The sequence below is a fragment of the Actinophytocola xinjiangensis genome (assembly GCF_001921215.1).
In the GTDB taxonomy this organism is placed as follows: Bacteria; Actinomycetota; Actinomycetes; order Mycobacteriales; family Pseudonocardiaceae; genus Actinophytocola; species Actinophytocola xinjiangensis.
This window is the reverse complement of the sequence record NZ_MSIF01000002.1, coordinates 131144-155179: the sequence shown is the minus strand read 5'-3', so window position 1 is coordinate 155179 and position 24036 is coordinate 131144. Positions and strand designations below refer to the sequence as shown.

Here is a 24036-nt window from a genome sequence, read left to right as displayed (position 1 = left end):
ACGCGATGTGACCGTACGACGACTTTCGTTGACGGTCAACGAAAGATGGCTGATTTCAGACAGAAGTCCGTCAAATGGCCGCACAGCCACGGCGGTTCGGCCGGCGGACCGAAGAACAGCCACGGGCCCACGAAGTCGGCCAACCGGCCACGGTCACCCAACCCCGACGCCCACCCAATGGCAGGATCAGAACCCACTTCCGGCGACACGACGACCAGCAGGGGATATCCAGGACATGTCCGAGCCGTGGGCAGCACAGACCCAGGAGCAGCGCTATGACGAGCTGCTCCAACAGACCGGCGCCGCCCTCATCGGCGCCGCGCCCCAGAGCTGGCGCCGGATCGACCTGATAGCGAAGATCGCCGAGGGGGTCCAGGACTTCGGCCTCACCGTGATCATGTCCGACTTCTCCCACGCCGAGGTCGACCCGCCCGCCGGTGCGGCCCAGGCGCTGGTCGAGCTGCGCCGGCTGATGTACCGGCCCGAGCGTGGCGCGTGGCTGTCCGCGCGGTACGTGCTCAACCCGCCGGGCGAGTTCCGCATCTTCTACAACTACGAGCACGATCCGCTGTGGGAGCCGCCGATCCCGGCGGCGGTGTTCCAGCGCGATCTCGCGACCTTTCCCCGCCCGGCGGAGAAGGTCCCCGGCTGGCTGCGTCGGCTGGTCGAGCAGGCAGGAGGCTCCCCGTCATGACCGGCCACCCCCGACTGCGCCTGGACGAACAGCGCGACCTGCAACGCAAGATCGCCGACCTGCTGGTGGTGCGCGCCCCCGCCGACCGTGACCAGATCCGCGTCCTGTTCCGCGCGTGCGGCGGTCACCAGGAGCTGGTCGGCCACATCATGGGCATCGACGGCCAGCTGCGCGAGTGGGACGCCCCGCCGGAGGCGGCGGAGTTCTTCCTGCGCCTGCGGGCCGGCATGTACGCCGAGGGCGCCGGCACCTGGTCGTCGGCCAGCATGATCGTCGAGTACCCGATCCGGACGACGGTCAACTTCACGTTCAAGGAGGATCCGCTGTGGCGCCAGCTCCCGCCACGCACCGCCGTCCTCGATGACCTGGAAGCGTTTCCCCGCAACCCGGACACCGTGCCCGCCTGGATGAAGACCGTCCTGCCCCACGCGGAACGGGTGGCGGAGGTGGCGTGGCGCTTCCGCCACGCCCGCCTCTTCGACCACCGCGACGCCGCCGGAAAACCGGTGGTCAACCGCCCGCCGGTCGCCGAGGCCGACCGCGCCGCGATCCTGGCCTATCTGAACGGTGCCCACGTCGTGATGGGCGGCCGGGGCTTCGACCCCGACCTGTTCGACCCGACCAGCGCCGCCGACGTCCCCGCCGCGTTCCACACCGACGGCACCTGGATCTGGCCCGCGTCCCTGCCGCACTACCTGGCCAAACACGGCATCCCACCCGAGCCGGACCTGGTCACCCACCTCCGCGCCAACGGTTTCACCCCACCGGTGCTGGACCAGCAGACCAAGGACGCCGCCTACACGGCCCTGACCGGCGAGGTCCCCCACCACCAGGCCCAGGACACGCCCGCCCGGCCCGGCACGCAGTCCCCACCGGGCACCCACGTCGAGACCACCGCTGCGGCCCAGCGGCGACCCGACCCGGACAACACCCACGAAACCGGCGCCCAGGCCCAATCGGGCACCCGTCAACCCACCGGCACCCCGGACCCTGCCGGACAGGACCAACCCGGCACCCCACCCTCACCCCACACCCACCAAGCCGCCCACACCCAAGCCGATGGAGCCCTGCCCGGCGCACACCAGGCCGGCGGTTCCGCAGCCTCACCCGGCTCCACCAACACACCGGACCAGCAAGCCCAGGCCCCCTCCGGCACCCACCAACCCACCGGCGCCCCGGACCCTGCCGGGCCGGACCGGCCCGGCACTCCGACCCCACCCCACACCCACGAACCCACCGGCGCCCCCGACCCCGGCGGACAGGACCAATCCGGCGCCCACCACGCCGCCGCCACACCGGACCACAGCGCCCAAGCCGAACCAGCCACCCACCAGGCCAGCGGCTTCCCAGGCGCACCCGGCACGAACCCTCCGGCGCAGGGATCCCAGCCCGGCACGTATCCGGCCACTCCACCGTCCGGCGCGCACCAACCTGACCTGACCGCGCCGGCCGAACCCACCTCACCCCGGTCCGGCGCGCACTCCGCCGCCATCCCCTTCCAGGCGGGCCCGTCCCAACCCGCCGCGCAGCAACCCGCCGCGCAGCAACCTGGCACCCAGCAACCGCCGGAGCTGACCGCCAGGGAGCGTCGGGTCCTGGACATCATCGAGCGGCAGATCAGTGAGGCCGGTGCTCTGCCCGCCGCCTACCGCCTCCTCGCCGCCGAGGAAGGCGCCCTCTGTCTGGAACGTGTCGGCACGCAGTGGCAGGTCGCCAGCTACGATCGCGGCAAGCCACGGGATCCGCAACTGTTCGGTCAGCTCTGGAACGCCGGCGCCTATCTGCTCGGCTCCCTCACTCTTCTGCCGTCGAGCCTGCGCGCCGGCCGGGGCGATCGCAACACCGCCCAGGCGCTGAACGACTGGCCGGTTCAGCCTCTTCCCGGCGAGCCTCCGCTGACCCTGTTGGCGGACAAGCATCTCGCCGTTCTCATGCCGGGCCGGGAGATCGTCCGTCATGGACCGACGGCCGGGAACCTGACCTTCGCCGCCGGGACGGAGTTCACCGCGATGTCCCTGCGGGCCGAGCGCGCCCAGCAGGGTCCACACCGGTACCGCGTCTCCCGGGAGCTGCGGACGCTCTCCGGCCACACCGTTGCCTGGCACGGTCAACCCGGCGGCGGAACGGCCTATCTGCTGCCCAGGTCCGTCGAGGAGCACCTGGCTGACGGGAGCCTCACCGAAGTGTGATCTTAAATCACCTGTTTGACCAATCCTTGACGTACTCCGTCGTTCGGCGGTTGACTGCTCACCCATTGTGGACGATCAACCTCGGAGGATGATGCGCGATGGACCACGGTGTCGACCAGGTGCTGAGCTACCCCCTGCCAAGCCCGTCGGCGCTGGAGGCCCCGCAGGAGTGGGTCCGGCTGCGCACCGAGTGCCCGGTCGCCCCGATCACTTTTCCCAGCGGTGACGCGGGAACCCTGCTGACCAGGTACGACCAGGTCAAGCAGGTTCTCGCCGACTCGCGGTTCACCCGCGAACTGTCCGCTCCGGACGCCGCGCGGCTGACCGACACCGAGTCCGGCGGCCTGTTCAACAGCTCGATGGCCCAGCTGATCCCGCAGTCCGGTGAGGGCCACCTGCGCTGGCGCCGGCTGATCAACCGCTGGTTCACCGCCAAGCGGATGAACGCGCTGCGCCCGGAGATCGAGGCGATGGCCGACACCCTGATCGACGGCATGGTCGCCTCCGGCGCGCCGGCCGATCTGAAGGCGAAGTTCGGTTTCCCACTGCCGGTCTGGGTCATCTGCGACATGCTCGGTGTCCCGGACAGCGACCGCGACCGCTTCTCCACCTGGTCGGACATGATCCTCAACCTGACCCGCTACCGCGAGGACGAGGTCGCCGCGTCGATGGGCGAGTTCTTCGGCTACCTCGGCCAGCACATCGCCGCCAAGAAGGCCGACCCCGGCGAGGACATCCTCAGCGAGCTGATCTCGGCCACCGACTCCGCCGGCGAGCGCATGTCCGACGAAACCCTTGCCGCGACCGGCATCGGCCTGCTGGTCGCCGGGCACGAGACGACCGCCAACATGATCGCCAAGATGGTGGCGATGCTGCTGGCCAACCGCGAGCTGTGGGAACAACTGCTGGCCGACCCGTCGCTGGTGCGCCACGCGGTCGAGGAGTCCCTGCGCTACGACCCGAACCCGGGCCTGGGCATGGTCCGCTACATCGCCGAGGAGGCCGAGGTCGCCGGCACCACGTTCCCCGGCGGCACGACGGTGCTGTGCAGCATGGGTGCGGCCAACCGCGACGAGGACGTGTTCCCCGACGGCGAGTCGATCGACCTGACCCGCAACCCCAACCCGCACCTGTCGTTCGGGTCGGGCGCGCATTCCTGTTTGGGACAGGCGCTTGCCCGCACCGAGTTGCAGGTCGCGTTGGAGGTGCTGCTGCGCCGGCTGCCCACATTGGAGCTGGCGGTGGCCCCCGAGGAGCTGAACAAGGTGGAGGGTCTGGTGGTCGGCGGTCTACGCGAGGTCCCCGTCAGGTGGTGAGGACCAGGCGCCTTGACCAGGTCCGGCTGACCAGGGAACGGATCCTGCGCACCGCCGAGCGGCTGTTCGCCGAGCAGGGCGTGGTCGCGGTGTCCAACCGGCAGATCAGCGAGGCCGCCGGGCAGGGCAACACCGCCGCGGTGAACTACCACTTCGGCACGAAGGCCGACCTGGTGCGGGCGATCGTGCGCCGGCACTCCGCCGAGCTGGAGATCCTGCGGGAGCGCAGGGTCTCCGGCATCCGGGGCTCGACCGACACCCGCGACTGGGTCGACTGCCTGGTCCACCCGTTCGCCGAGTACCTGGACAACCTGGGCGGCACAACGTGGTTCGGCCGGTTCACCGCGCAGTTGCTGGCCTGCCCGCAGTACGGCGAGATCATGGTCGAGGAGGCGATCGCCGAGCCGGCGATGCTGGAGACCATCGACGGCATCAACCGGTGTCTGCCGGACATGCCGGCGCACGTCCGCGTCGAACGCGGTGAGATGGCGCGCTTCCTGATCATGTGCACGATCGCCGACCGGGAACGCGCCGTCGCCGCCGGCCGGCCGACCCCGCGTCCGAACTGGACCGCGGCGGCCACCGGTCTGGTCGACGCGATCGTCGCCCTGTGGCAGGCACCGTTCACGACCGAGGGAGAAGCCGGGTGAACGTCACCACCGACCGAGGAAAGTGTTGCGGCGCGGGCAACTGCGTGCTCGTGGCACCGGCGGTCTTCGACCAGGACGACAACGACGGCACGGTGCTGGTGGTGACCCCGGCGCCGGCACCGGAGCACCACGACGCCGTCCGTGAGGCCGCCGAGATGTGCCCGGCCGGTGCCATCACAGTGGACTGAATCCGTTCCACTGTGGAGTCACAAGCGACCACAGTGGAACGAATTGACCTGCGAGAAGTGATCGACTGCGCCACCCGACGCGTGCTACTGTCGCGGCCGCCACGACCTCACAAGGGTCGTTTTTCCTGCCAGGAGAAGACAAACGGTTCGGTCGGGGGTTGCGGGTGAGGAAGATCCGGCTCGGAGTTCGCACACGGATCCTGTCCATCGCACTGATTCCCAGTGTGACGCTGCTGGCCATCGGCGTCGGCTTCGCCGGGTTCCTGACCTTCGAGGGCTACGAGGTCCGCGACGAGGCCGTCGAACTGCGCGAGGCGATCGAACCGGCCATCGAGTTCGCCGAGGTCCTCCAGGAGGAACGCCGGCTGAGCATGATGTTGCTCGCCGGCGACCGGTCGGTGACCGACGGCCTGACCGGTGCCCGCGAACGGGTCGACCAGCTGCTGAGCTCCGGCGCGCTGCTCGCCGCGCAGGAGAACGCGCTCAGCGGCGGCAGCACCGACGACCAGGACACCGCGATCGCCGCCTTCGCGCAGGTCCGGGGCGGTGTGGACGCCGGCGCCGCGCCACCGGACCAGATCTACGGCTTCTACAACCAGATCGTCGACCGGATCCTCAACGCCTCCCGCTCGCTGGCCGGCAACATGCCCGACGCCGAGTCCGCCGCCGACGGGGCGATGACCGTGGAACTGTTCGAGGCGGCCGAGTCGATGTCGCGCGGCAACGCGCTGGCCCTGGTGGCCGCGGGCGACATGACCGCCGAGCGGCTGCACGAGTACTCCCGCCAGGTCGGCTCCTACCAGTCGACGTTGAACTCCGTGGGCCCGCTGCTGCGCGAGGCCGACCGCGCTCGTCTGGACGCGCTGCGCGCCAGCCCCGAGTGGCAGCGGCTCACGGGTGTGGAGAACGCCCTGCTGGAACGCGGTGTCGGCCGGGGTACCGACGCGCTGCCGGTCAGCCGCGCCGACTGGCAGGACGCCGCCGCGACCGTCGGCACCGAGCTGATCGAGCTGTGGCGCAGCCAGAACACCGCCGTGGTCGACTCGGCGGTCGACTCCGGGGAGCGCACCGCGACCGGCTGGCTGATCGCCGGCATCGCGATGCTGGTGGCCGCGCTGGTCGCGAGCGTGGTGACGCTGCGCATCTCCGGGCGGCTGATCAGCCGGCTGCGGCGACTGCGGTCCGAGACGCTCACCCTGGCCGACGAGCGGTTGCCCGACATCATCACCCGGCTGCGTTCCGGTGAGCAGGTCGACGTCACCACCGAGATCCAGCCGCTGGACTTCGGCGGCGACGAGATCGGTGAGGTCGCCGAGGCGTTCAACCACGCCGAGTCCAGTGCCGTGGCGGCGGCGGTCACCGAGGCCCGCACACGCGACGGGGTCAACGCGCTGTTCCTCAACATCGCCCACCGCAGCCAGATCGTCGTGCACCGCCAGTTGGAGCTGCTCGACCACGCCGAGCACGGCGAGGAGGATCCGCGGCGTCTGGAGCTGCTGTTCAAGCTCGACCACCTGGCCACCCGCGCCCGGCGCAACGCGGAGAACCTGATCATCCTCGGCGGCGAGCAGCCAGGCCGGCAGTGGCGCAACCCGGTGCCGCTGGTGGAGCTGGTGCGCAGTGCGATCGCCGAGACCGAGGACTACGCGCGGGTCCTGACCGGACAGTTGGCCAACGTGTCCATCGTGGGCAACGTGGTGGCCGACCTCATCCACCTGCTGGCCGAGCTGGTGGAGAACGCGACGTCGTTCTCCCCGCCGGAGTCCAGGGTGGAGGTCGCGGGCAACGTCGTGGGCCGGGGGGTCGCGGTGGAGGTCGTCGACCAGGGTCTCGGCATGACCGAGGAGCACCTCGACCAGCTCAACGAGTTGCTCACGCGTCCGCCGGACTTCAGCGCGACCACCCTGTCCAGCGACTCCCGGATGGGTCTGCTGGTGGTCGGTCAGATCGCCGCGCGCAACGGCGTGACGGTCCGGCTGACCGAGTCCGCCTACGGCGGGGTGCGCGCGATCGTGCTCATCCCGACCGACCTGACCGTCAGAAGCGAGGTGAACGGCGTGCGGCCCGACCACACCACCCCACCCCCGCGACGCCACCGGGCCCCGGCCGTCGAGTGGCCGACCGAGGAGCCGCCGGCACCCCGGCACGCCCAGGTCCCGGCGGTGGCCCAGGACACCCGCACCGAACGGGTCGAGCGTGCCGCGCCGCCGCCCCCGGCTCCGGCCGCGGCGGAGCCGGCCCCCACCACCGGCCGTCCCGAGCTGCCCCGGCGCCGCCGGCAGGCCAACCTCGCCCCGCAGCTGTCGACCTCGCCGCCGTCGGCCCCCACCCAGCCCTCGACCCAGCCCTCGACCCGGCGCGAGCGGTCCCCGGCGAGCTCCCGGGACCTGTTCTCCGCGATCGAGTCCGGCACCCGCCGGGGGCGCACCCGCCCCGATCCGGGCCGGCCGACCCCCTGACCGACGAGCCATGACCGACGAGGAGGACGACGGTGACATCCAACACGCGCCGCCTGGACTGGCTGCTCGACGACCTGGTCCGGCGCCTGGCCGGCGTGCGGTACGCGGTGGTCCTGTCCACCGACGGGTTGCTGCTCGGTCGTTCCACCCAGATGTCGCAGGAGGACGCCGAGCACTTCTCGGCGATGGCCTCCGCCCTGCAGAGCCTGGCCCGCAGCGCCGGTACCCGGTTCGACGGCGGTGACGTGCGCCAGAGCGTGATCGAGCTGGACCGGGCGATCCTGTTCGTCACCTCCGCCGGGGAAAACGCTTGTCTGGCGCTGCTGACGGACGACAGCGCCAACATGGGCTCGGTGGCCTACGAGATGAACCAGATGGTGTTCCGGGTCGGTGAGTTCCTGAGCACCACCACGCGGCCCAGCCTCTTCGAGCCGCAGGCGCCCCCGCTGCCGTCATGACCAACCGGCGGGAGCCCTGGTTCGACGAGGCGGCCGGTCCCCTGGTCCGCCCGTACGCGGTGACCCGTGGCCGGACCGGCGCGCGCCACGACCTCGACATGATCACGCTGGTGGTCGCGGCCCACTGGGACCAGCCCCTGGCGCGGATGGAGCAGGAGTACGTGCGCATCGTCGAGCGGTGCGCTGCGCCGACGTCGGTGGCGGAGGTGTCGGCGCACGTCGGTCTCCCGCTGGCGGTCACCAAGATCCTCATCGGTGACCTGATCGACGCCGGCTACCTGCTGTTCCGTTCTCCACCGAGCACGACCTCCGATCGTGCCCCCGATCTCCAGCTCCTCCAGGCGGTGCTTGATGGTGTCCGGAAACTCTGACCCGACCGGGACGGTCGCGGCGGTGAAGGTGCTGGTCGCGGGCGGCTTCGGGGTCGGCAAGACCACGATGGTCGGCGCGGTCAGCGAGATCGCGCCGCTGCGCACCGAGGAGGTGCTCAGCGGCGCCGGCGAGCGCGTCGACGACCTGAGCGGTGTGGAGGCCAAGACGACCACGACGGTCGCCCTGGACTTCGGCCGGATCACGATCAACTCCGAGTTGATCCTCTACGTCTTCGGCACGCCCGGTCAGGAGCGGTTCTGGTTCCTGTGGGACGAGTTGGCCAAGGGCGCGCTGGGCGCGATCGTGCTGGCCGACACCCGGCGGCTGGACAGTTCCTTCGCCGCGGTGGACTTCTTCGAGAACCGGGGCCTGCCGTTCGTGGTGGCGGTGAACTGCTTCGATGGCGCCCCCACCTACACGGTCGACGAGGTCCGCGACGCGCTGGACCTGGACCCGGCGGTCCCGATCCGGCTGTGTGACGCCCGCGACCGGGAGTCGAGCAAGAACGTCCTGCTGACCCTGATCGAACACCTCATCCGGCAGGTTGGCGCACGATCCTGAACTGACAACCGGGCACGAAACCGTCAGGATGGTCGTTATGGACTTCGTGGGCGACCTGGTGGGGTACGTGTTGACGGCGTTCATCGTGGTGATGCTCGCCCGGCTGGTGCTCGACTGGATGGCGGTGGCCTCGGTCGGTCCCCGGTGGGTGCGCCGGGCACGTGGCCTGACCCACCGGGCCACCGAGCCGGTGATCGCGCCGCTGCGGCGGCGGCTGCGTCCGCTGCGGGCGGGCGGGGTCGCGATCGACCTGGCGTTCACCGTGGTGTTCATCGCCGCACTGATCCTGCGGTCGGTGGCCTTCAGCCTGTAGGCGGTAGTTTCGCCGCATGCGTCTGTTGTTCGCCAGCCTCGCCTCGGTCGGCCACACGTATCCGATGATTCCGCTGGCCGAGGCGGCCCGCGACGCCGGGCACGAGGTGTGGTTCGCCGCCGGGGAGCACGTCCACGCCCCGCTGGCGTCGGCGGGCCTGCGCCCGTTCCGCCCGGCGGACGTGTTCTACGAGATCTACGCCGAGGACCTGGCCCCGGAGATCGCGCGGTTGTCCCCCGACCTGGTGATCCACGGCTGGGGTGTCCCGGGGGCGGCGATCGCCGCGCACCGGGCCGGTGTCCCCGGCCTGTGGCACGGCTTCGGCCGGATGTTCCCCGACGGCATCGGCCTGGAACTGCCGACGCGGGTCGCCGAGGCCACCGGCACGCACCTGGACATCTGCCCGCCGTCCTTGCAGGACAAGGACTTCCTGGCCAGCGCGCGGCGGGTCCCGGTGCGCCCGGTGCCCTTCGCCGAGCCGGGCGAGCCGCCCACGCTGGACCGCCCGCTGGTCTACCTGACCCTGGGCACCGCGTTCGGCGCCACGGAGGTCCTGGCCACGGCGGTCGCCGGCCTGGCGCGGCTGGGGGTGACGGTGCTGGTGGCCGGCCCGATGGCGCCGACGCTGGTCGACCTGCCGGCGAACGTGGTCGCCTCGGCGTGGGTGCCGCAGGCGCGGCTGCTGGCAGGGGTGGACCTGGTGGTGCACCACGGCGGCAGCGGCACGACGCTGGGCGCGCTCGCGGCCGGGGTCCCGCAGTTGGTGCTGCCGCAGGGGGCCGACCAGTTCGCCAACGCCGAGGCGCTGCTGGCCGCCGGCGCCGGGGCGCGGCTGCTGCCCGAGGAAACCTCGCCGGAGGCGATCACCGAGACGGCCCGGACGCTGTTGGCGCCCAACGGAAGTGAGTTCCGGGACGCGGCCAAGGCGGTGGCCGCCGAGATCGCCGCGTTGCCCTCGCCGGACGAGGTCGCCAGCGAGCTTCCGCGACTGGTCTGAAATTCCTTTGCGCGGCAACCTGTAACCCATTACAGTCGAGGTCGACAACAGAACAGCGCGAGGTCCGGGTGGGCCGACGACGATCGGTTACCTGGTGTGCGCGGGTTCGATTCCCGCACTGTCCGGCCTGCCGGACGACTCCGGTCGGCACCACTTGCCCACCCCCTCCTCGCCAATCGCGGGCCGAAGATGATCGGTTATCGGACCCACAGGTGCGGGTTCGACTCCCGTCGGCACGGCTCGTCCGTGCTGAGCTCTGGGGTAGAGCGGTGGGCAATCCCGGTCGTCACACCCTTGCCCGCGATCCGCTCACGCCGGCAGGACACCGCGGGCCGGAGGCGGCCGGTTAACTCTGTCAAAGCTCCGGTCGTCGCTCACTCGCCCGCGGCCCTGCCGGTCGCCCGTCCCCCGAGGAGCCCGCCGTGGCCGATCCGCTCACCGCCATCAGCACCCGCGCCACCCCCCAGTCCCAGCCGGCCGACGCCCGTCAGGTCCCCAACAACGCCGGCGGCCACACCTTCACCGTCGACGCGGCGACCAGGCTGCGCCGCTTCCTCGTCCTGGGCACCGACGGCGGCACCTACTACACCGACGCCCCCGACCTGACCAGGGACAACGCCGGTGTCGTGCTGGAGATGGCGACCACGGCGACCACCGAACTGGTGGCCGAGATCGTCGCCGTGTCCCACGGCGGGCGGGCGCCCCGGCAGAACCCGGCGATCTTCGCGCTCGCCGCCGCCTGTTCGCTGGGCGACGACGATGGCCGCCGGGCCGCGCTGGACGCGCTGCCGCTGGTGGCGCGTACCGGCACGCACCTGTTCCTGTTCGCCCGCTACGTCGAGCAGTTCCGTGGCTGGGGCCGTGGCCTGCGCCGCGCGGTGGCCAACTGGTACCTGGACCGGCCGGTGGACGAGGTCGCGTTCCAGGCGGTGAAGTACCGCCAGCGTGAGGGCTGGTCGCACCGCGACCTGCTGCGCCTGGCCCACCCGAGGACCGACGACGAGCGGCGTACCGCCCTGTTCCGCTGGATCCTGGGCCACGACGACACCCCGGTCGACGGGCTGTCCGTTGTGGACGGTTTCCGGCGGGCGCGGGCGGCGACGTCGGCCGAGCAGGTCGCGGCGCTGGTCACCGAGTTCGGCCTGTCGTGGGAGATGCTGCCCGACGAGCACCTCAACGCGCCGGTGGTGTGGGAGGCGTTGCTGGAGCGGGGAATGCCGCAGACGGCGCTGCTGCGTCAGCTGCCACGCCTGACCCGGCTGGGCCTGCTGTCTCCGCTGTCGGCCCGCACCGCCGAGGTCGCCGCCCGACTGTCCGATCCGGACAGGCTGCGCGCGGCCAGGGTGCACCCGGTGAACGTGCTGGTCGCCCAGCGCACCTACGCCGCCGGCCACAGCGCCAGGGGCGAGTCGCGGTGGGAGCCGTCGCGCCCGGTCGTGGACGCGCTGGACCAGGCGTTCTACGCGGCGTTCGGCGCGGTGGAGCCGTCGGGCCGGCGGCTGATGCTGGCGCTGGACGTGTCCGGGTCGATGAGTTTCCACCCGGTCAGCGGCCTGCCGATCACCCCGCGTGAGGCGTCGGCGGCGCTGTCGTTGGTGACCGCGTCGACGGAGTCGGCCTACGAGATCGTCGGCTTCACCGGCGGCGGGCTCGGGGCGCTCAGCACGCTGTCGATCAGCCCTGGTCAGCGGCTGGACGACGCCGTCCGCGCGGTGTCGGACCTGCCGTTCGGTGCCACGGACTGCGCGCTGCCGATGCTGGCGGCCCTGGACCGGGGCCTGGAGGTGGACACGTTCGTCTGCTACACCGACAACGAGACGTGGGCCGGGAGCGTCCACCCGCACCAGGCGCTGGCGCGCTACCGCGACCACACCGGCATCGACGCGAAGCTGGTGGTGGTCGGCATGACGGCGACCCGGTTCTCGATCGCCGACCCGACCGATCCCGGCATGCTCGACGTCGCCGGGTTCGACGCCTCGGTACCGACGCTGATCTCGGACTTCGCCCGGGGTCTGTGACCGGTGGGCGTCTCGGACATCGCCGCGCAGCAGGCCCGCGAGCACCATCGCGCGGCCGAGGCGGCCCTCGCCCTGGCCGAACGACATCGACAGCAACGCAACGCGCTGGTCCGCCGCCTGCGGGAGTCCGACCCGAGGCGGTGGTCCTACCGCGCGCTGGCCACCGCCGTGGGCTGTAGCCCGGAGCTGATCGCGGCGATCGTCAAGGAGCGGGTGTAGCGCCTGTCCGGTGTTCACCGGACCCCGGTGGGGTTGCCGGCGACCTAGCGTCACGCTCAGTTGTGGGCACCGGCGTGCCCAGACCCACTGAGCTCCGGAGGACGTCATGCCCACCCCTGTTCACCCGCGGCGGCTGGCCATCGCGGCGGTCCTCGCCGTCAGCCTGCTGCTCACCGCGTGCGGAAGCGACAGCGACGGCGGCCTCGGCGACTTCGGCGGGGGCGGTGGCGGCGGGCCCAAGCCCCCCACGCCGCCCAGCACCCGGTCGTTCGAGGAGGTGAAGGCGGCCACCATCGAGGGCTGGAAGGCCTGCGACATGTTCGCCGACCACGTGCGCGAGTTCGCCGAGTACCTGGACTACGTGAGGTTCGACGGCGAGCTGTTCAGTTCGAACGGTGCGAACACGGCCGGGGTCCGGATCTGCGAGGGCCGCGCCATCTACGCCGAGGATCCCGAGCGCGCGATCAACAACCTCAAGGGGACGATCGCGATCGGCTTCGGTCGCGCCGACATGTCGAACAACACGCTGCACGACGAGAAGTACCGGACCAGGACCGGACGCTACGACCTGATGATGCAACTCATGCGCGACATCTACGAGCCGGACACCCTGGCCGAGCGCACCGAGGACGGCCCGTGGGAGGAGGCCACCGTCCTGTTGGGCGACACCGGCACCGGCACGACCCTCAGCGGGTTCATCCTGGACACCGAACGTGACTTCATGCTCCGGCTGACGATGGGCGGCCTGGATCGCGGGCGCCACGCGGACACGGTGTCCTGGGACCTGGAGAAGGCCGCGAAACATTTCCGCGAGGTCACGATGGTGAACGCCTACCAGGCGATGGCCGACCGCTACGACGAGGCGAGCGAGAAGTAGCGGGGCGCCCTTGACCCTGACACGGTGACAAGGTCTTCACTGTGGTCAGGAGGTGATCCCCATGCACACGCGCCTGCTCACGGCCCTGAACGCCGAGGCATCGTCGACCCGCCTGCACGCCGCCCTGACCGCCGGGACCCATCCCGACCCGCGGTTGGTCGACGCGCTCGTGGCGCGCTGCGCGGTCGAGCCGGACTTCTTCGTGCGCGACATGCTGACCTGGGCCCTGACCCGCCTGCCCACCGACACCACGCTCCCGGCGCTGCTGGCCGAGCTGACGTCGCCGGTGCCGCAGGCCCGCGCCCAGGCCCTGCACACCCTGTCCAAGATCGGCGACGGCGACGCCTGGCCGGTGATCACCCGCGCGTTGCTGCACGACGCCGACGACGAGGTCGCGCGCAGCGCGTGGCGGGCGGCGGTGGTCCTGGTGCCCGACGGCGCGCGCCACCAGCTGGCCGTTGACCTGGCCGCCCAGCTCGGCCGGGGCGACCGCCAGGTCCGGCTGAGTCTGAGCCGCGCCCTGGCCACCCTGGGTGACGAGACTGTCCTGGAGGCGGCCCTGACCAGCGCAGATCCGGCGGTGCGCGCTCATGCCGAGGCGACCCGGCGTCTCCTGCGTGACCCGGACGCCGATGTCGAGGCGGCTGTCGAGGAGGCGGACCGGATCGTCATCATGGGCCGGTGATGCTGATCGGTGAGGTGGCCCGCCGCTCGGGGGTGAGCACCCGGATGCTGCGCCACTACGACGCGCTGGGCCTGGTCCGGCCCACGGGCCGCACGGTCGGCGGTTACCGTGAGTACTCGGAGGAGGACATCCGCCGGATCTTCCACGTGGAGAGCCTGCGGTCGCTGGGCCTGTCCCTGCGCCAGATCGGCCGGGCGCTGGCCGATCCGGCCTTCGAACCGGCCACCCTGGTCGCCGACCTCATCCGCCAGACCGAGCGGCGCCTGGCGCGGGAACGGGAGCTGCTGGACCGGCTGCGCACCGTCGACGCCTCGGCGCCGTTCGACTGGGCGGGGGTGCTGCGCATCGTCGAGTTGGTCCACGGCCTCAACTCCCGGCACGCGTCGCGGCGCCAGCAGGCCGTGCTGGCGCCGGACGAGGATCTGCCCTCGGAGCTGCTGGCCAGGGCGGTCCTCACCGAGCCGGACCCGAACGTCGCCGGTGCCCTCCGCTGGGCACTGGCCAGATCGGGCGGCGAGGCCGTCCCGGCGCTGGTCGCCGGGGCCCGCTCGCCCCAGGTCGAGGTCCGGCGGCGCGCCGTCCTGGCCCTCACCGCCCTCCCCGCCGACGCCGCCGACACAGCCGACGCCGTCACCGCCGCGTTGACCGAGTCGCTGGGCGACACGGATCCGTCGGTCCGCGCCCACGCCGCCCTGGCGCTGGGGGCGCGCGGCCACACCGCGGCCGTGCCCGAACTGATCCGCATGGTCGTCGAGGGCAGGAAGGACGTGGAGGCGGCCGAGCTTCTCGGGACGCTGGCGCGGGAGCCGGCGTGCACGGACCAGATCATGGGCGCCCTGGCCGACGAACTCACCGCCGCCGGGGCGGATCGTGAGGTGCGCCTGCGCCTGACCCAGGCCCTCGTCGACCTGCCTCCCGCCCACGCCCGCGCGCTCCTGCGCACGCTGGCCGACGACGCCGACCCGGCCGTCTCCCTGGTCGCGTCGGCCCTCCTGTCCGCTCTCGACAGCTGAGCCCCGGCGCCGAAATGTGGTTGCCGGCGTGCCGGGAGGCCGAGGACCATGCCGCGCATGCCGACCTTCACCGCGCGCGACGGAACCGCTCTCGCCTACCACCTGCGCGGTGCGGGTGATCCGTTGATCTGTGTCCCCGGCGGCCCCGGCCTGGACTCCGGTCATCTCGGCGACCTCGGCGGTCTGTCCGCCCGGCACGAGCTGGTCCTGCTCGACAACCGGGGCACCGGCGGGTCCGCGACGCCGGCCGACCCCGCCACCTACCGCTGCGACCACCTGGCCGACGACGTCGAGGCCCTGCGCGGCCACCTCGGTCTGCCCGCGCTGGATCTGCTGGGCCACTCGGCCGGCACGAACGTCGTCCTCACCTACGCCGCGCGGTATCCCGACCGCGTCGCGAGCCTCGTGCTGCTGAACCCGAGCCCGCACGCCGTCGGTCTGGAGGTCACCGCGGACGCGCGGCGCGCGGTGGTGGCCCAGCGGGCGAACGAGCCGTGGTTCGCCCCGGCGGCGGCCGCCTTCGAACGTATCGCCACCGGGAAGGCCGGCCCGGACGACTTCCCCGCGATCGCGCCGTTCGGCTTCCGCCACTGGGACGAGACCACCCGGTCCTACCACGCCGACTGCGAACGGCTGCGCAACGCGACCGCCGCCGCCGCGTTCGGCGCGGAAGGCGCTTTCCAGCCGGAAACCACCCGCGCCGCCCTGTCCACAATGGATGCCCCGGTCCTGGTCGTCGCCGGAGGTGTCGACCTGAACACGCCGCCCGACGTCGCCGCCGCACTGGCCGGTCTGTTCCCGAACGCCACGCTCGCCACGCTGCCCAACAGCGGCCACTTCTGCTGGCTCGACGACCCCGGCTGGGTCACGGACACGATCACCGCGTTCCGCGAGCGAACCCCGAGAACCCTGCGTCAAGGATAGTCCCCGACACCGTCAGTTCCGACTACGCGAAGATCAACCTGTGGACAACTGACGACCGGAGAGCCCATCGTTGACCTCAACGGCGGCGGACCTCCCACACTCGAACGGCAGGGCGGATGAGACTGAGCGGCACCGAAGTCGGGTTCTTCGAGGACCACGTGGATGAGCAGGCCCTTGAGGTGGGGGTCAGCGGGGTTGACGAGACCGGCGTTCGCAGATCCTTCTCGATCCAGCGATCCACCTACGAGCCGGACGCACAGGAGGTGCTGTCCGGAATGGACTCCTACAACGTCTCGAACGAGCGGGGGTTCACGGTCTACGGCTGCCTGCGCAGCGTGCGGCTCGAGGCGACCCTGCTGACACTGGAATTTGCCAGCGAGGACGCTGACATCCTCGAAGTCCCCACCGTCGTCGACGTGGACCTGGCCGACTCAGGGGTCGACATCGCGAATCTTTCCGCGAAGATTCGCGATGCCGTGGACTGGGGCGCCCAGGAGAAGCGTCCACGACTGATCGGCGCGGGGTGGCGCTGAACTTGAGGACCGGCCCGTAGCCCGATCAGTGGTGGAGGATGGGGTTGGGGTGCTCGCCGGAGGGGGGTTCGGGGTCGCAGGTGGTGTCGTCGCAGGGTTGGCCGGTGGTGAAGCAGAGGCAGCAGCGGCAGCCGGGTTCCCAGATCAGGTCCAGTGGGGTGACCATGCTGAACCGGCGGTGGGCCGCCTCGGCCGAGCCGTGCACGCCGATCATCGGCTGCCCGGACGCCTCCCGGCGGAACGTGACCGCCTCGCGACCCGAGGGCAGCTCTATGTCCATCCCGTAGGCGAAGACCATCCGCTGGTCGTCCGGGTTGACCAGGGCGAACGGGGTCACGGTCATGATGTTGCTCCAAACTGTCGAGTTTCCTGCGGTGGACGGGTCACGGTCCGGCGACGGATCCGGACGGGCACACGGGCCCCCGAGATACCGGTACCGGGAAGAGCGGGCACGACGGTCACCGGCGCCTGCGGGTGTCCGGGTTCGGGCAGCGTCAACAGGGCACGCAATGTCCACACGAGACTGTCACCGTTGATTCCGGTGACCGGCAGCAGGCCGGGGCGGGACTGCCACAGTCGCGTGTTGTCCCCGTACCACCAGGTCACCCGGGTCGGCGCGAACACGTCGGTGTCCGGGCCGGTCGGCGTGCGATAGGCGTGGGCGTGCGTGTCGTCGAGGATCACGACGACGTCGGCGAAGCCCTCCCACTGGAAGACCCCTGCCAGGACGTCGGGGCCGTGCCGGTCGACCCGGTACTGGTGCCACATGAACCCGCGCTTGCCAGCCTCCTGCAACAGCGCGTCGACCTCGTTCCAGGTCACCGCCGCCTCCGCGCGGAGGTCACCGGCGGGGACATCGTTCTGACCGACGGGCGGGGACTACTCTGCCGAAACACACGCGGCGGCTGTGCCTGGTTCATCTGGTCCGTCCTTCACGTGGCCCGGCTGGTCGAAGTGGGGTCGGCGGGGTTCGGGGTGCTTCACCACCACGCGAACGCCCCCGGCCCCGAGCGGGCACCACCCCGCCGACACATGAACAATAAGGCGTGTACGTACACGAGTCGATCCCTCAATCGGGTACGTACCCATTAGTGGAGATCACGTAGGCTGCCACCGTGCGTCACCCAGACTGGTGCACCGCTGGCCCACCGGCCGGTGGACAATGGAAGACGCTTCACCACCACGTTCGACCCCACATCACATGAACCGAGGGCACACGATCATGGCAATTCACTGGCGCAAGAGCAGCTTCTCCGGCGGCGGCAACAACGCCTGCGTTGAACTGGGCCTCCACTGGCGCAAGAGCAGCTTCTCGGGCGGCGAGAACAGCGCTTGCGTTGAACTGGGCATGCAGTGGCGCAAGAGCAGCTTCTCCGGCGGCGAGAACAACGAGTGCGTCGAACTCGTCGGCACCCTCGATGCCGTCCGGGACAGCAAGAACCCCGAAGGACCGGTGCTTCTCGCCGACCTGCGCGGCCTCCTCCACGCCGTCCGCGAGAACACGCTGCGTCACTAACAAGTACAACCACTCGTGTGATCGCACGAAAGGCGGGATCGGCATAGAGTCCTGTTCGTGGCGACACCAACACGACTCAAGAAGCGACTCGGGGCTTTCCTGCGCGACGTACGTAGGCGCGCGGACAAGTCCATGGACGAGGCGGCTGACCACTTGCGGACCAAACGTCCCACGGTCAGCCGCTACGAAACCGGCGAAGTACTCCCGGTGTGGAGCACCGTGCACATGCTCCTGACCTACTACGACGTCACCTCAGGGGACCTGACGCTGGCGGCCAGGCTCTACGACGACGCCAAGGATGAACCTCGATCCGTGCGCCTGACCGCCGGCGCTTCCAAGGCGTTCCGCAAACTCGTCAACGCCGAGCGCGAGGCTGTACGCGAACGCGAGCTGGCGCCGATAGTGTTTCCCGGCCTGCTTCAAACCAAGTCCTACGCACAGGCTCTGATCGGCGCGGGCAGCCCACTGCACAACCCGGATATGCGACCAGAAAGCGCGGTCGCCACCCGCATGGAGCGGAAGAAGCCGCTCGAAGGTGCCGACCCCATGACTCTGCACGCGATTGTCGACGAAGCCGTGGTTCACCGCCAGATCGGCGGCCCAGGAGTGATGCGCGGACAGCTCGAATACCTCATCGGACTCGCCGACCGGCCGAACATCACCCTCCAGGTGATCCCTTTCGCAGCTGGCGGATACGGCACGATGAACGGATCGTTCGTCCTCGTCGACTATCCCGAACCCGAGGCCCTGCCCGGCGTGTATCTGGAGTACCCGGCTGGCGGTGCGTGGATCGATGACGCCGATGACGTGAAGCGGTTCGTGGCAACGTTCGATGAGGCGACGTCCCTCGCGATGTCGCCGGACGAGACGACCAACCTCCTCCGCCAGCAGCTCAAGTCGCTCTAGCGGCGACAGGGTCGCTGCCGGACGGCCGCTGTCTGGCTGTCCGATCGGGCAAACAGAGGTGTCCGACAGCGGCGGCCGGCTACGCTTCGGGAGCGCGCCCAGCCTCGGCCGCGGCGCGAGAACTGAGGCGGGGTAACGGAAACTGGAGGTCTCGAATGAGATCGATCCGACGCGGTGTCCGACTCACGCTGGGAATGCTGGCGGCGGCCCTGCTGGTTCTCACCAGCACGGCCCCGGCCAGCGCCGCGACAGCGACGGCGACAACGACGGCGACGTGGACCCTGGAGGACTACGGTCAGGGGATCTGCCTGCAGCCGGGCGGCGGCCACCCCAGCGCCTACGTCCTGGCGCCGGTCACCGGCACCTGGACGACCACGATCACCACCGGCATCAGGAACTTCCCGCCCGGGACGACCAGCACCGGCGGCACCACGTTCCCACCCGGCTCACACGACGGCTCCTACATCAACGGCTACGTCCAGGTGTCGATCGCGCCGGCCCCGGAAGGCGACCACATCGGCGAGGTCTGGGCCACCGACGGCACCGAAACCCAGACGGTCCCCGTCCTGCTGCGCTACTCCTACGAGACCAACTGCTGGGCCTGACCACACAACGCCAACACAACAACAACGACAACAACACAGCGGCGGGCCGACCACATCACTCCAGTCGGCCCGCCCGCCCTGTGGACAACCCACCTCTCACCCCCACCCCCGACACCCCCACCCGGTAAAGTAGAAACCGGGGGGACCCCCGGGGCGCGCCCTGGTTTCGGCTTCCGTCCCACGGCCACCGGGCGAGCGGCTACCCGGCCACCAACCACACGGCCAACACCCACGCAGCCAGCGGCCACTCACAACGGCGACCCGGTCACCGACGGCAAGGTCCAGATCTACAACCACGTCGGGACCCGTTGCATGCCATCGAGTATCTCCCGCCGGAGACCCTGCGCACCGGCGAACTCGACGAGCTGACCGACCTGTACGGTCTGGGCGCCGTCCTGCACTTCGGCACGACCCACGTGCTCGCCGACCTCGCCGGGTACTACCTGCGGCCGGCTGGCTGATCAGCCGGCGCTGGTCAGCCGGTGGGGTCGGTGAGTACCTCGTCGACCACCCTGAGGTCGGCGGTGATCAGCGCCTTCCACAGCGCCCAGCCCCGGGCGCGGGCCCAGGTCCCCTCGTCCTGGGCGACGGTGGCGCGGAACGCGTCGCGGCTGGGGCCGTGGAACATCGTCCAGGCGATGACCAGGTCGCAGGCCGGGTCGCCGACGCCGCTGGTGCCGAAGTCGATCACGGCGGCGAGGTGGCCGTCGCGGACCAGCAGGTTGCCGTGGGCGATGTCGCCGTGGAACCAGGTCGGGGGGCCGTGCCAGTCGGCGGTCAGGGCCGTGGTCCACACCGTCTCGGCCCTGACCGTGTCGATCCGGCCGTCCAACGTGGCAAGCGCTTTCCTGGTCTCGTCGTCGTAGTGGGCCGGTGGGGTGCCCCGGTGGAAGCAGTGGGCGCCGGCCGTCGGGCCACCGGTGGGGTCGATCCGTTGCAGCGCCACCACGAACTCCCCGACCGCCACGGCGAACGCCGTCAGGTCGCCGACCGTGGCGGGGCTGGCGGTGGCGCCGTCGAGCCAGCGGCGGACCGACCACGGGTGCGGATAGCCGAACGCGGGGCGGCCCAACGCCACCGGCTCCGGGATCGGCACCGGCAGCCACGGCGCGAGCCTGGGCAGCCAGCGATGCTCCTTGCCGACGGCGGCGGCGTACGCGCCGGCCGTCGGCAGCCGCACGGTCAGGTCGTCGCCGAGGCGGTAGGTGCGGTTGTCCCAGCCGTCGACGTCGACCGGGCGGACCGGCCGATCACTCCACTGTGGACACTGTGCGGCGATCAGCCGCCGCACCAGAGCCGCGTCGATGCCCGCGCGTCCGTCCACGGCCGGAGTATGGCCGCCCCAGGCCGTTGGGTGGCAACGGAATTCTTGCCGGCGGGACCTCAGCAGCAGTAGTGCTGGGACCACTCCGGTTCGTGCCACCAGAAACGGTCGTCGTGGCGGTGGGCGGGCCGGGCGACGGGGGACGACGAGGACGCGGGGAACGGGGCGAGCAGGTCGGGCACCGTGGACAGCCGGCCGCCGACCATCACCATCTCCACGGCGGCCGCCGCGCGGATGTCGGCCAGCGGGTCGCCGGTGACGAACGACAGGTCGGCGTGCGCGCCCCGGCGCACCTCGCCGAGCCGCCCCGGCAGGCCCAGCCAGCGGGCCGGGTTGACCGTCGCCGTGGTCAGGGCCTCGTGGGGGGTGAAGCCGTGGCGGACCATCGCGCGCAGGTTCGCGTGCAGCGACACCGCGACGTTGTCCAGCGGCGCGTCGGTGCCGGCGATGACGTAGCCGCCGCCCCGGTGCACCCGCAGCACCATGTCCACGTTGGCCGCCAGCAGCGCCGCCGCCGCCTCACCGGCGGGCGTGCCGGCCGAATCCGCCTTCTCCACGTAGCGCTGGTACTCCCAGGCGGGGAACAGGGTTCTGGTCCGCGCGTCCTCCACCAACGAGCGGTCCTGCGCGTAGATGGCGCTCGAGTTGAACAGGGTCGGGGTGAGAGACATGCCCGAACGCACGAACAGGGTGACCGCGTCGGCGTACGCGCGGCCCAGGCGGGACACCGTGTGCGAGTAGCCGAGCCGGTTGGTCGCCCCGGTGTGCTCCATGCCGTCCATGCCGATGCGCTCGGCCGGGTACAGGTAGTGCGACGAGAGCGGCATGCCCGCCCGGTGAGCCATGCCCACCACCCTGCGCTGGGCGTGCACCGGCAGCCGGACGTAGGTCTTGATCAGGTCGTAGCCCAGCGCCCGCGCCCGCTCCAGTTCCAGCGTCAGCTGGGCGAGCGACCGGGTGGGGCGCATGAAGTTGTAGTACACGCGGGAACCGTCGACCGCCTCGCCCGTGCCGAACAGTCTCGGCCCCGTCCGCGTGCCGGCGGCCAGCGCCTCCCGGGTCTCCACCAGCTGGTACGCCGGGTCGCCCGGCGAACGGGTCGTGGTGATGCCGTAGGCGAGCCACAGCCGGCCCTGACGATCGCCCCACTGCCGGCCGCGCAGGTGCCAGTGGTTGTGCGCGTCGATCAGGCCCGGCATCACGGTCAGCTCCCGGGCGTCCACCGTGTACGGTCGACTCCCCTGCGGCAGCACGTCGGCGACCCGGCCGTCCTCGACCACGATGTCGACCGACCGGCGCAGACCGGCCGACCGGCCGTCCCACAACGCGCCGGCCCGGATCACCTCCCGCCCACGGACCCGCGCCGGACGCCAGCGCAACCTCACCGGAATGTCCGCCGGCCGCCCACCGGCCACCGGGACCGACCGCAGCGTCCCGTTGTGCAGGTACAGCAGACGGTCCGCGCCCAGCCAGGACAGCGAGTCGGTCACCTCGCGGGTGACCTGCCTCGCCGGCCCGGTGAACCGGCCGGCCGCGTCGACCGGCACCACCCACGCGCACGACTCGACGACGAACGCCAGGTACCGCCCGTCGGGTGACCAGACCGGGCCGTCGTCGCCGCGCGTGGCGATGGACGCGTGCGGCAGCGGCTCGGTGTAGGTCAGGGCGCCGGTGGCCACCTCGACGGTCAGCACCTGGCTGGTGCCCTCGCGGAACCGGCGCGAGTACGGCTTGACCGCCGCCAGCGCGAGCGTGCGCCCGTCCGGCGACCATGACGGCCGGCCCGGCATGAACAGCGGCGCGACGACCTGGGTCGGGGTGCCGGTGGCCACGTCGAGCACCCACACGGCGCCGTCGTGGTCGGTGTAGGCGATCCGGTCGCCGGCCGGGGAGAACCGGGGGGTCAGCTGCGCGCCGGGCAGGGCGCTGAGGCGATGCCGGTCGCCGGTGGCCAGGTCGTGGCGCCACAGGTCGGCGTCACCGGCGCGGTCGGAGGCGTAGACGATCGACCGGCCGTCGGGGGCGAAGTCGGGGTCGGAGTTGAAGTAGCCGTCCTCGACGAGCGTGACCGGCGTCGGGTCGCCGACCGTGAGCAGCCACAGCGCGTTGAGCGCGCGGAAGGCGACCCGGGTGCCGTCCGGCGAGGCCACCGGCGACGCGATGCCGACGACCGGGCGCTCGCGGGTCGGGTCGAGGTCGGGCACGGCGCGGTCGTAGTGCGGGCGGGGCACCACCGGCACCCGCGCCGCGAACGGCACCACCGTGGCGCCACCGTCGAGCCGGCGGCGTTTGACCTGGCCATCGGCCGTGTAGGCGAGTTCGGTGGCCGACAGCCAGGTCGGCGCGAAGCCGAACACGTCCTCGCCGTCGTCGCTGACCACCCGGTCTCCCACGACCAGTTCGGCGGTGGCGCCGGCGATCCGCACATAGGCCAGCGTGGTGCCGTCGGGCGCGAACGACGGGCCGAACAGGGTCGCGCCGGCCGGGGCGGTGACCGCGCGGGTGGTGGCGCCGGTGGCCAGGTCCAGCACGTCGATCGCGGTGGCGTCGACGGTGTGCGCGAGGCGGGTTCCGTCCGGCGACCAGGCCGGCATGGCCTCCTCGGCCGGGGTGTCGGTGCGGGCGGTGACCGCGCCGGTGGCCACCTCCAGGGTGTACAGGCCGTAGCTGCCGGTCCCGCCCCGGTCGGAGGCGAACGCGATCGTCGCGCCGTCGGGGGACACCCGGGGCTCGCGGTGGTCGAACGGGCCGGTGGTGAGCTGGCGGGCGCCGGTGCCGTCGGGCCGGATCGTCCACAGGTGGTAGTTGCCGTCGCGGTAGGCCTGGAAGGCCAGCGCGCGCCCGCCGGGGAACCAGCAGGGCTGGGTCGCGTCGGTGTCGTCGCCGGTCAGCCGGCGTGCCGGCCCGCCGACGATCGGCACCGTCCAGATGGCGGTCACCAGGTCCAACGCGACCGCCGTGCCGTCGGGCGACACGTGCGCGGCGATGTTGGTGCCCTCGGCCACCGTGAGGTCCTCGGTCAGCGCGGAGGCCGCGGATGTCGTGGCACCACCGCCCAGAACGGTCGTGCCGGCCAGCAGGCCGGCGCCGACGAGAACCTCGCGGCGGGTGATTTCTGCCTCGTTCACGAGCCCTCCCCGAAAGAGCCTTTCCTTGGCAATCAGGAGAAATTGTCGCACCCGTGGCAAACTCGAACGATGACCGAGCCCCGGAGGTACC

The 24036-nt window shown here is 71.4% G+C and carries 26 protein-coding genes; 22 read left to right on the top strand and 4 right to left on the bottom strand.

The genetic code is table 11. The features are described 5' to 3' along the window. Positions 1-235: 235 nt before the first annotated feature. The 18 genes from BLA60_RS05550 (at position 236) to BLA60_RS05465 (ending at position 16466) form a co-directional block, all read left to right on the top strand. A complete protein-coding gene (locus BLA60_RS05550; protein ID WP_075131651.1) occupies positions 236-694 on the top strand; it encodes a hypothetical protein in 459 nt (152 codons plus the stop codon). Then, positions 691-2883 carry a TNT domain-containing protein gene (locus tag BLA60_RS05545; protein ID WP_075131650.1) on the top strand — a complete coding sequence of 731 codons (2193 nt, stop codon included), beginning with the start codon at positions 691-693 and terminating at the stop codon, positions 2881-2883. Before BLA60_RS05550 ends, BLA60_RS05545 begins: the two co-directional genes overlap by 4 nt. 98 nt (positions 2884-2981) lie before the next feature. Beyond that, complete coding sequence (locus BLA60_RS05540) at positions 2982-4199, top strand: cytochrome P450 (RefSeq protein ID WP_075131649.1); 1218 nt, start codon at positions 2982-2984, stop codon at positions 4197-4199. Next, positions 4193-4849, top strand: a complete 657-nt coding sequence (locus BLA60_RS05535; protein ID WP_075131648.1) for a TetR/AcrR family transcriptional regulator — start codon at positions 4193-4195, stop codon at positions 4847-4849. The genes BLA60_RS05540 and BLA60_RS05535 overlap by 7 nt, the downstream gene beginning before the upstream one ends. After that, the gene (locus BLA60_RS05530; protein WP_075131647.1) at positions 4846-5037 is read left to right on the top strand and encodes a ferredoxin; all 192 of its coding nucleotides are present in this window, start codon (positions 4846-4848) and stop codon (positions 5035-5037) included. Before BLA60_RS05535 ends, BLA60_RS05530 begins: the two co-directional genes overlap by 4 nt. 224 nt (positions 5038-5261) lie before the next feature. Then, entirely contained in the window at positions 5262-7496 is a 2235-nt protein-coding gene (locus tag BLA60_RS05525) for a sensor histidine kinase (RefSeq protein ID WP_245811836.1), read from the top strand. Positions 7497-7528: 32 nt separating this feature from the next. Next, complete coding sequence (locus BLA60_RS05520) at positions 7529-7954, top strand: roadblock/LC7 domain-containing protein (protein WP_075131645.1); 426 nt, start codon at positions 7529-7531, stop codon at positions 7952-7954. Continuing rightward, positions 7951-8325: a DUF742 domain-containing protein gene (locus BLA60_RS05515; RefSeq protein ID WP_075131644.1), complete on the top strand. Its 375-nt coding sequence runs from the start codon at positions 7951-7953 to the stop codon at positions 8323-8325. Before BLA60_RS05520 ends, BLA60_RS05515 begins: the two co-directional genes overlap by 4 nt. Next, the gene (locus BLA60_RS05510; protein WP_075131643.1) at positions 8306-8887 is read left to right on the top strand and encodes a GTP-binding protein; all 582 of its coding nucleotides are present in this window, start codon (positions 8306-8308) and stop codon (positions 8885-8887) included. The genes BLA60_RS05515 and BLA60_RS05510 overlap by 20 nt, the downstream gene beginning before the upstream one ends. Positions 8888-8924: 37 nt before the next feature. After that, positions 8925-9200 (top strand): YggT family protein, encoded by a 276-nt coding sequence (locus BLA60_RS05505; protein WP_075131642.1) that lies wholly within the window; start codon positions 8925-8927, stop codon positions 9198-9200. 16 nt (positions 9201-9216) lie between these two features. After that, entirely contained in the window at positions 9217-10197 is a 981-nt protein-coding gene (locus BLA60_RS05500) for a glycosyltransferase (protein WP_075131641.1), read from the top strand. A 422-nt stretch (positions 10198-10619) separates the two neighbouring features. Then, the gene (locus tag BLA60_RS05495) at positions 10620-12215 is read left to right on the top strand and encodes a TROVE domain-containing protein (protein ID WP_075131640.1); all 1596 of its coding nucleotides are present in this window, start codon (positions 10620-10622) and stop codon (positions 12213-12215) included. 3 nt (positions 12216-12218) lie between these two features. After that, the gene (locus BLA60_RS05490; RefSeq protein WP_075131639.1) at positions 12219-12434 is read left to right on the top strand and encodes a hypothetical protein; all 216 of its coding nucleotides are present in this window, start codon (positions 12219-12221) and stop codon (positions 12432-12434) included. 106 nt (positions 12435-12540) lie between these two features. Further along, on the top strand, positions 12541-13311 hold the full coding sequence (locus BLA60_RS05485; protein WP_075131638.1) for a hypothetical protein: 771 nt from the start codon (positions 12541-12543) through the stop codon (positions 13309-13311). Positions 13312-13372: 61 nt separating this feature from the next. Continuing rightward, complete coding sequence (locus BLA60_RS05480) at positions 13373-13996, top strand: HEAT repeat domain-containing protein (RefSeq protein ID WP_075131637.1); 624 nt, start codon at positions 13373-13375, stop codon at positions 13994-13996. Beyond that, complete coding sequence (locus tag BLA60_RS05475; protein WP_075131636.1) at positions 13996-15009, top strand: MerR family transcriptional regulator; 1014 nt, start codon at positions 13996-13998, stop codon at positions 15007-15009. The genes BLA60_RS05480 and BLA60_RS05475 overlap by 1 nt, the downstream gene beginning before the upstream one ends. A 57-nt stretch (positions 15010-15066) precedes the next feature. After that, the gene (locus BLA60_RS05470; protein WP_075131635.1) at positions 15067-15933 is read left to right on the top strand and encodes an alpha/beta fold hydrolase; all 867 of its coding nucleotides are present in this window, start codon (positions 15067-15069) and stop codon (positions 15931-15933) included. Positions 15934-16049: 116 nt separating this feature from the next. Then, positions 16050-16466 carry an Imm10 family immunity protein gene (locus BLA60_RS05465; protein WP_075131634.1) on the top strand — a complete coding sequence of 139 codons (417 nt, stop codon included), beginning with the start codon at positions 16050-16052 and terminating at the stop codon, positions 16464-16466. 25 nt (positions 16467-16491) lie between these two features. Here the strand turns inward: BLA60_RS05465 and BLA60_RS05460 are convergent, their stop codons facing one another. Both BLA60_RS05460 and BLA60_RS05455 read right to left on the bottom strand, forming a co-directional pair. Beyond that, positions 16492-16809: a hypothetical protein gene (locus BLA60_RS05460; protein ID WP_075131633.1), complete on the bottom strand. Its 318-nt coding sequence runs from the start codon at positions 16807-16809 to the stop codon at positions 16492-16494. Next, positions 16806-17288 carry a hypothetical protein gene (locus BLA60_RS05455; RefSeq protein WP_075131632.1) on the bottom strand — a complete coding sequence of 161 codons (483 nt, stop codon included), beginning with the start codon at positions 17286-17288 and terminating at the stop codon, positions 16806-16808. Before BLA60_RS05455 ends, BLA60_RS05460 begins: the two co-directional genes overlap by 4 nt. A gap of 379 nt (positions 17289-17667) precedes the next feature. Here BLA60_RS05455 and BLA60_RS05450 point away from each other — a divergent pair, with 379 nt between their 5' ends. From BLA60_RS05450 to BLA60_RS42980, 4 genes are all read left to right on the top strand, one after another. Next, positions 17668-17982 (top strand): DUF397 domain-containing protein, encoded by a 315-nt coding sequence (locus BLA60_RS05450; protein ID WP_245811835.1) that lies wholly within the window; start codon positions 17668-17670, stop codon positions 17980-17982. A 57-nt stretch (positions 17983-18039) separates the two neighbouring features. Next, positions 18040-18888 (top strand): helix-turn-helix domain-containing protein, encoded by an 849-nt coding sequence (locus BLA60_RS05445; protein WP_075131631.1) that lies wholly within the window; start codon positions 18040-18042, stop codon positions 18886-18888. Positions 18889-19043: 155 nt separating this feature from the next. Further along, complete coding sequence (locus BLA60_RS05440) at positions 19044-19493, top strand: DUF5980 family protein (RefSeq protein ID WP_075131630.1); 450 nt, start codon at positions 19044-19046, stop codon at positions 19491-19493. A 308-nt stretch (positions 19494-19801) separates the two neighbouring features. Next, positions 19802-19954, top strand: coding sequence for a hypothetical protein (locus tag BLA60_RS42980; RefSeq protein ID WP_154814148.1), 153 nt, complete (start codon positions 19802-19804; stop codon positions 19952-19954). Positions 19955-19968: 14 nt separating this feature from the next. Here the strand turns inward: BLA60_RS42980 and BLA60_RS05435 are convergent, their stop codons facing one another. Then, positions 19969-20817, bottom strand: a complete 849-nt coding sequence (locus BLA60_RS05435; protein ID WP_075131629.1) for an aminoglycoside phosphotransferase family protein — start codon at positions 20815-20817, stop codon at positions 19969-19971. A gap of 59 nt (positions 20818-20876) precedes the next feature. Continuing rightward, the gene (locus BLA60_RS05430) at positions 20877-23945 is read right to left on the bottom strand and encodes an amidohydrolase family protein (RefSeq protein ID WP_075131628.1); all 3069 of its coding nucleotides are present in this window, start codon (positions 23943-23945) and stop codon (positions 20877-20879) included. Between the last annotated feature and the right edge of the window lie 91 nt (positions 23946-24036).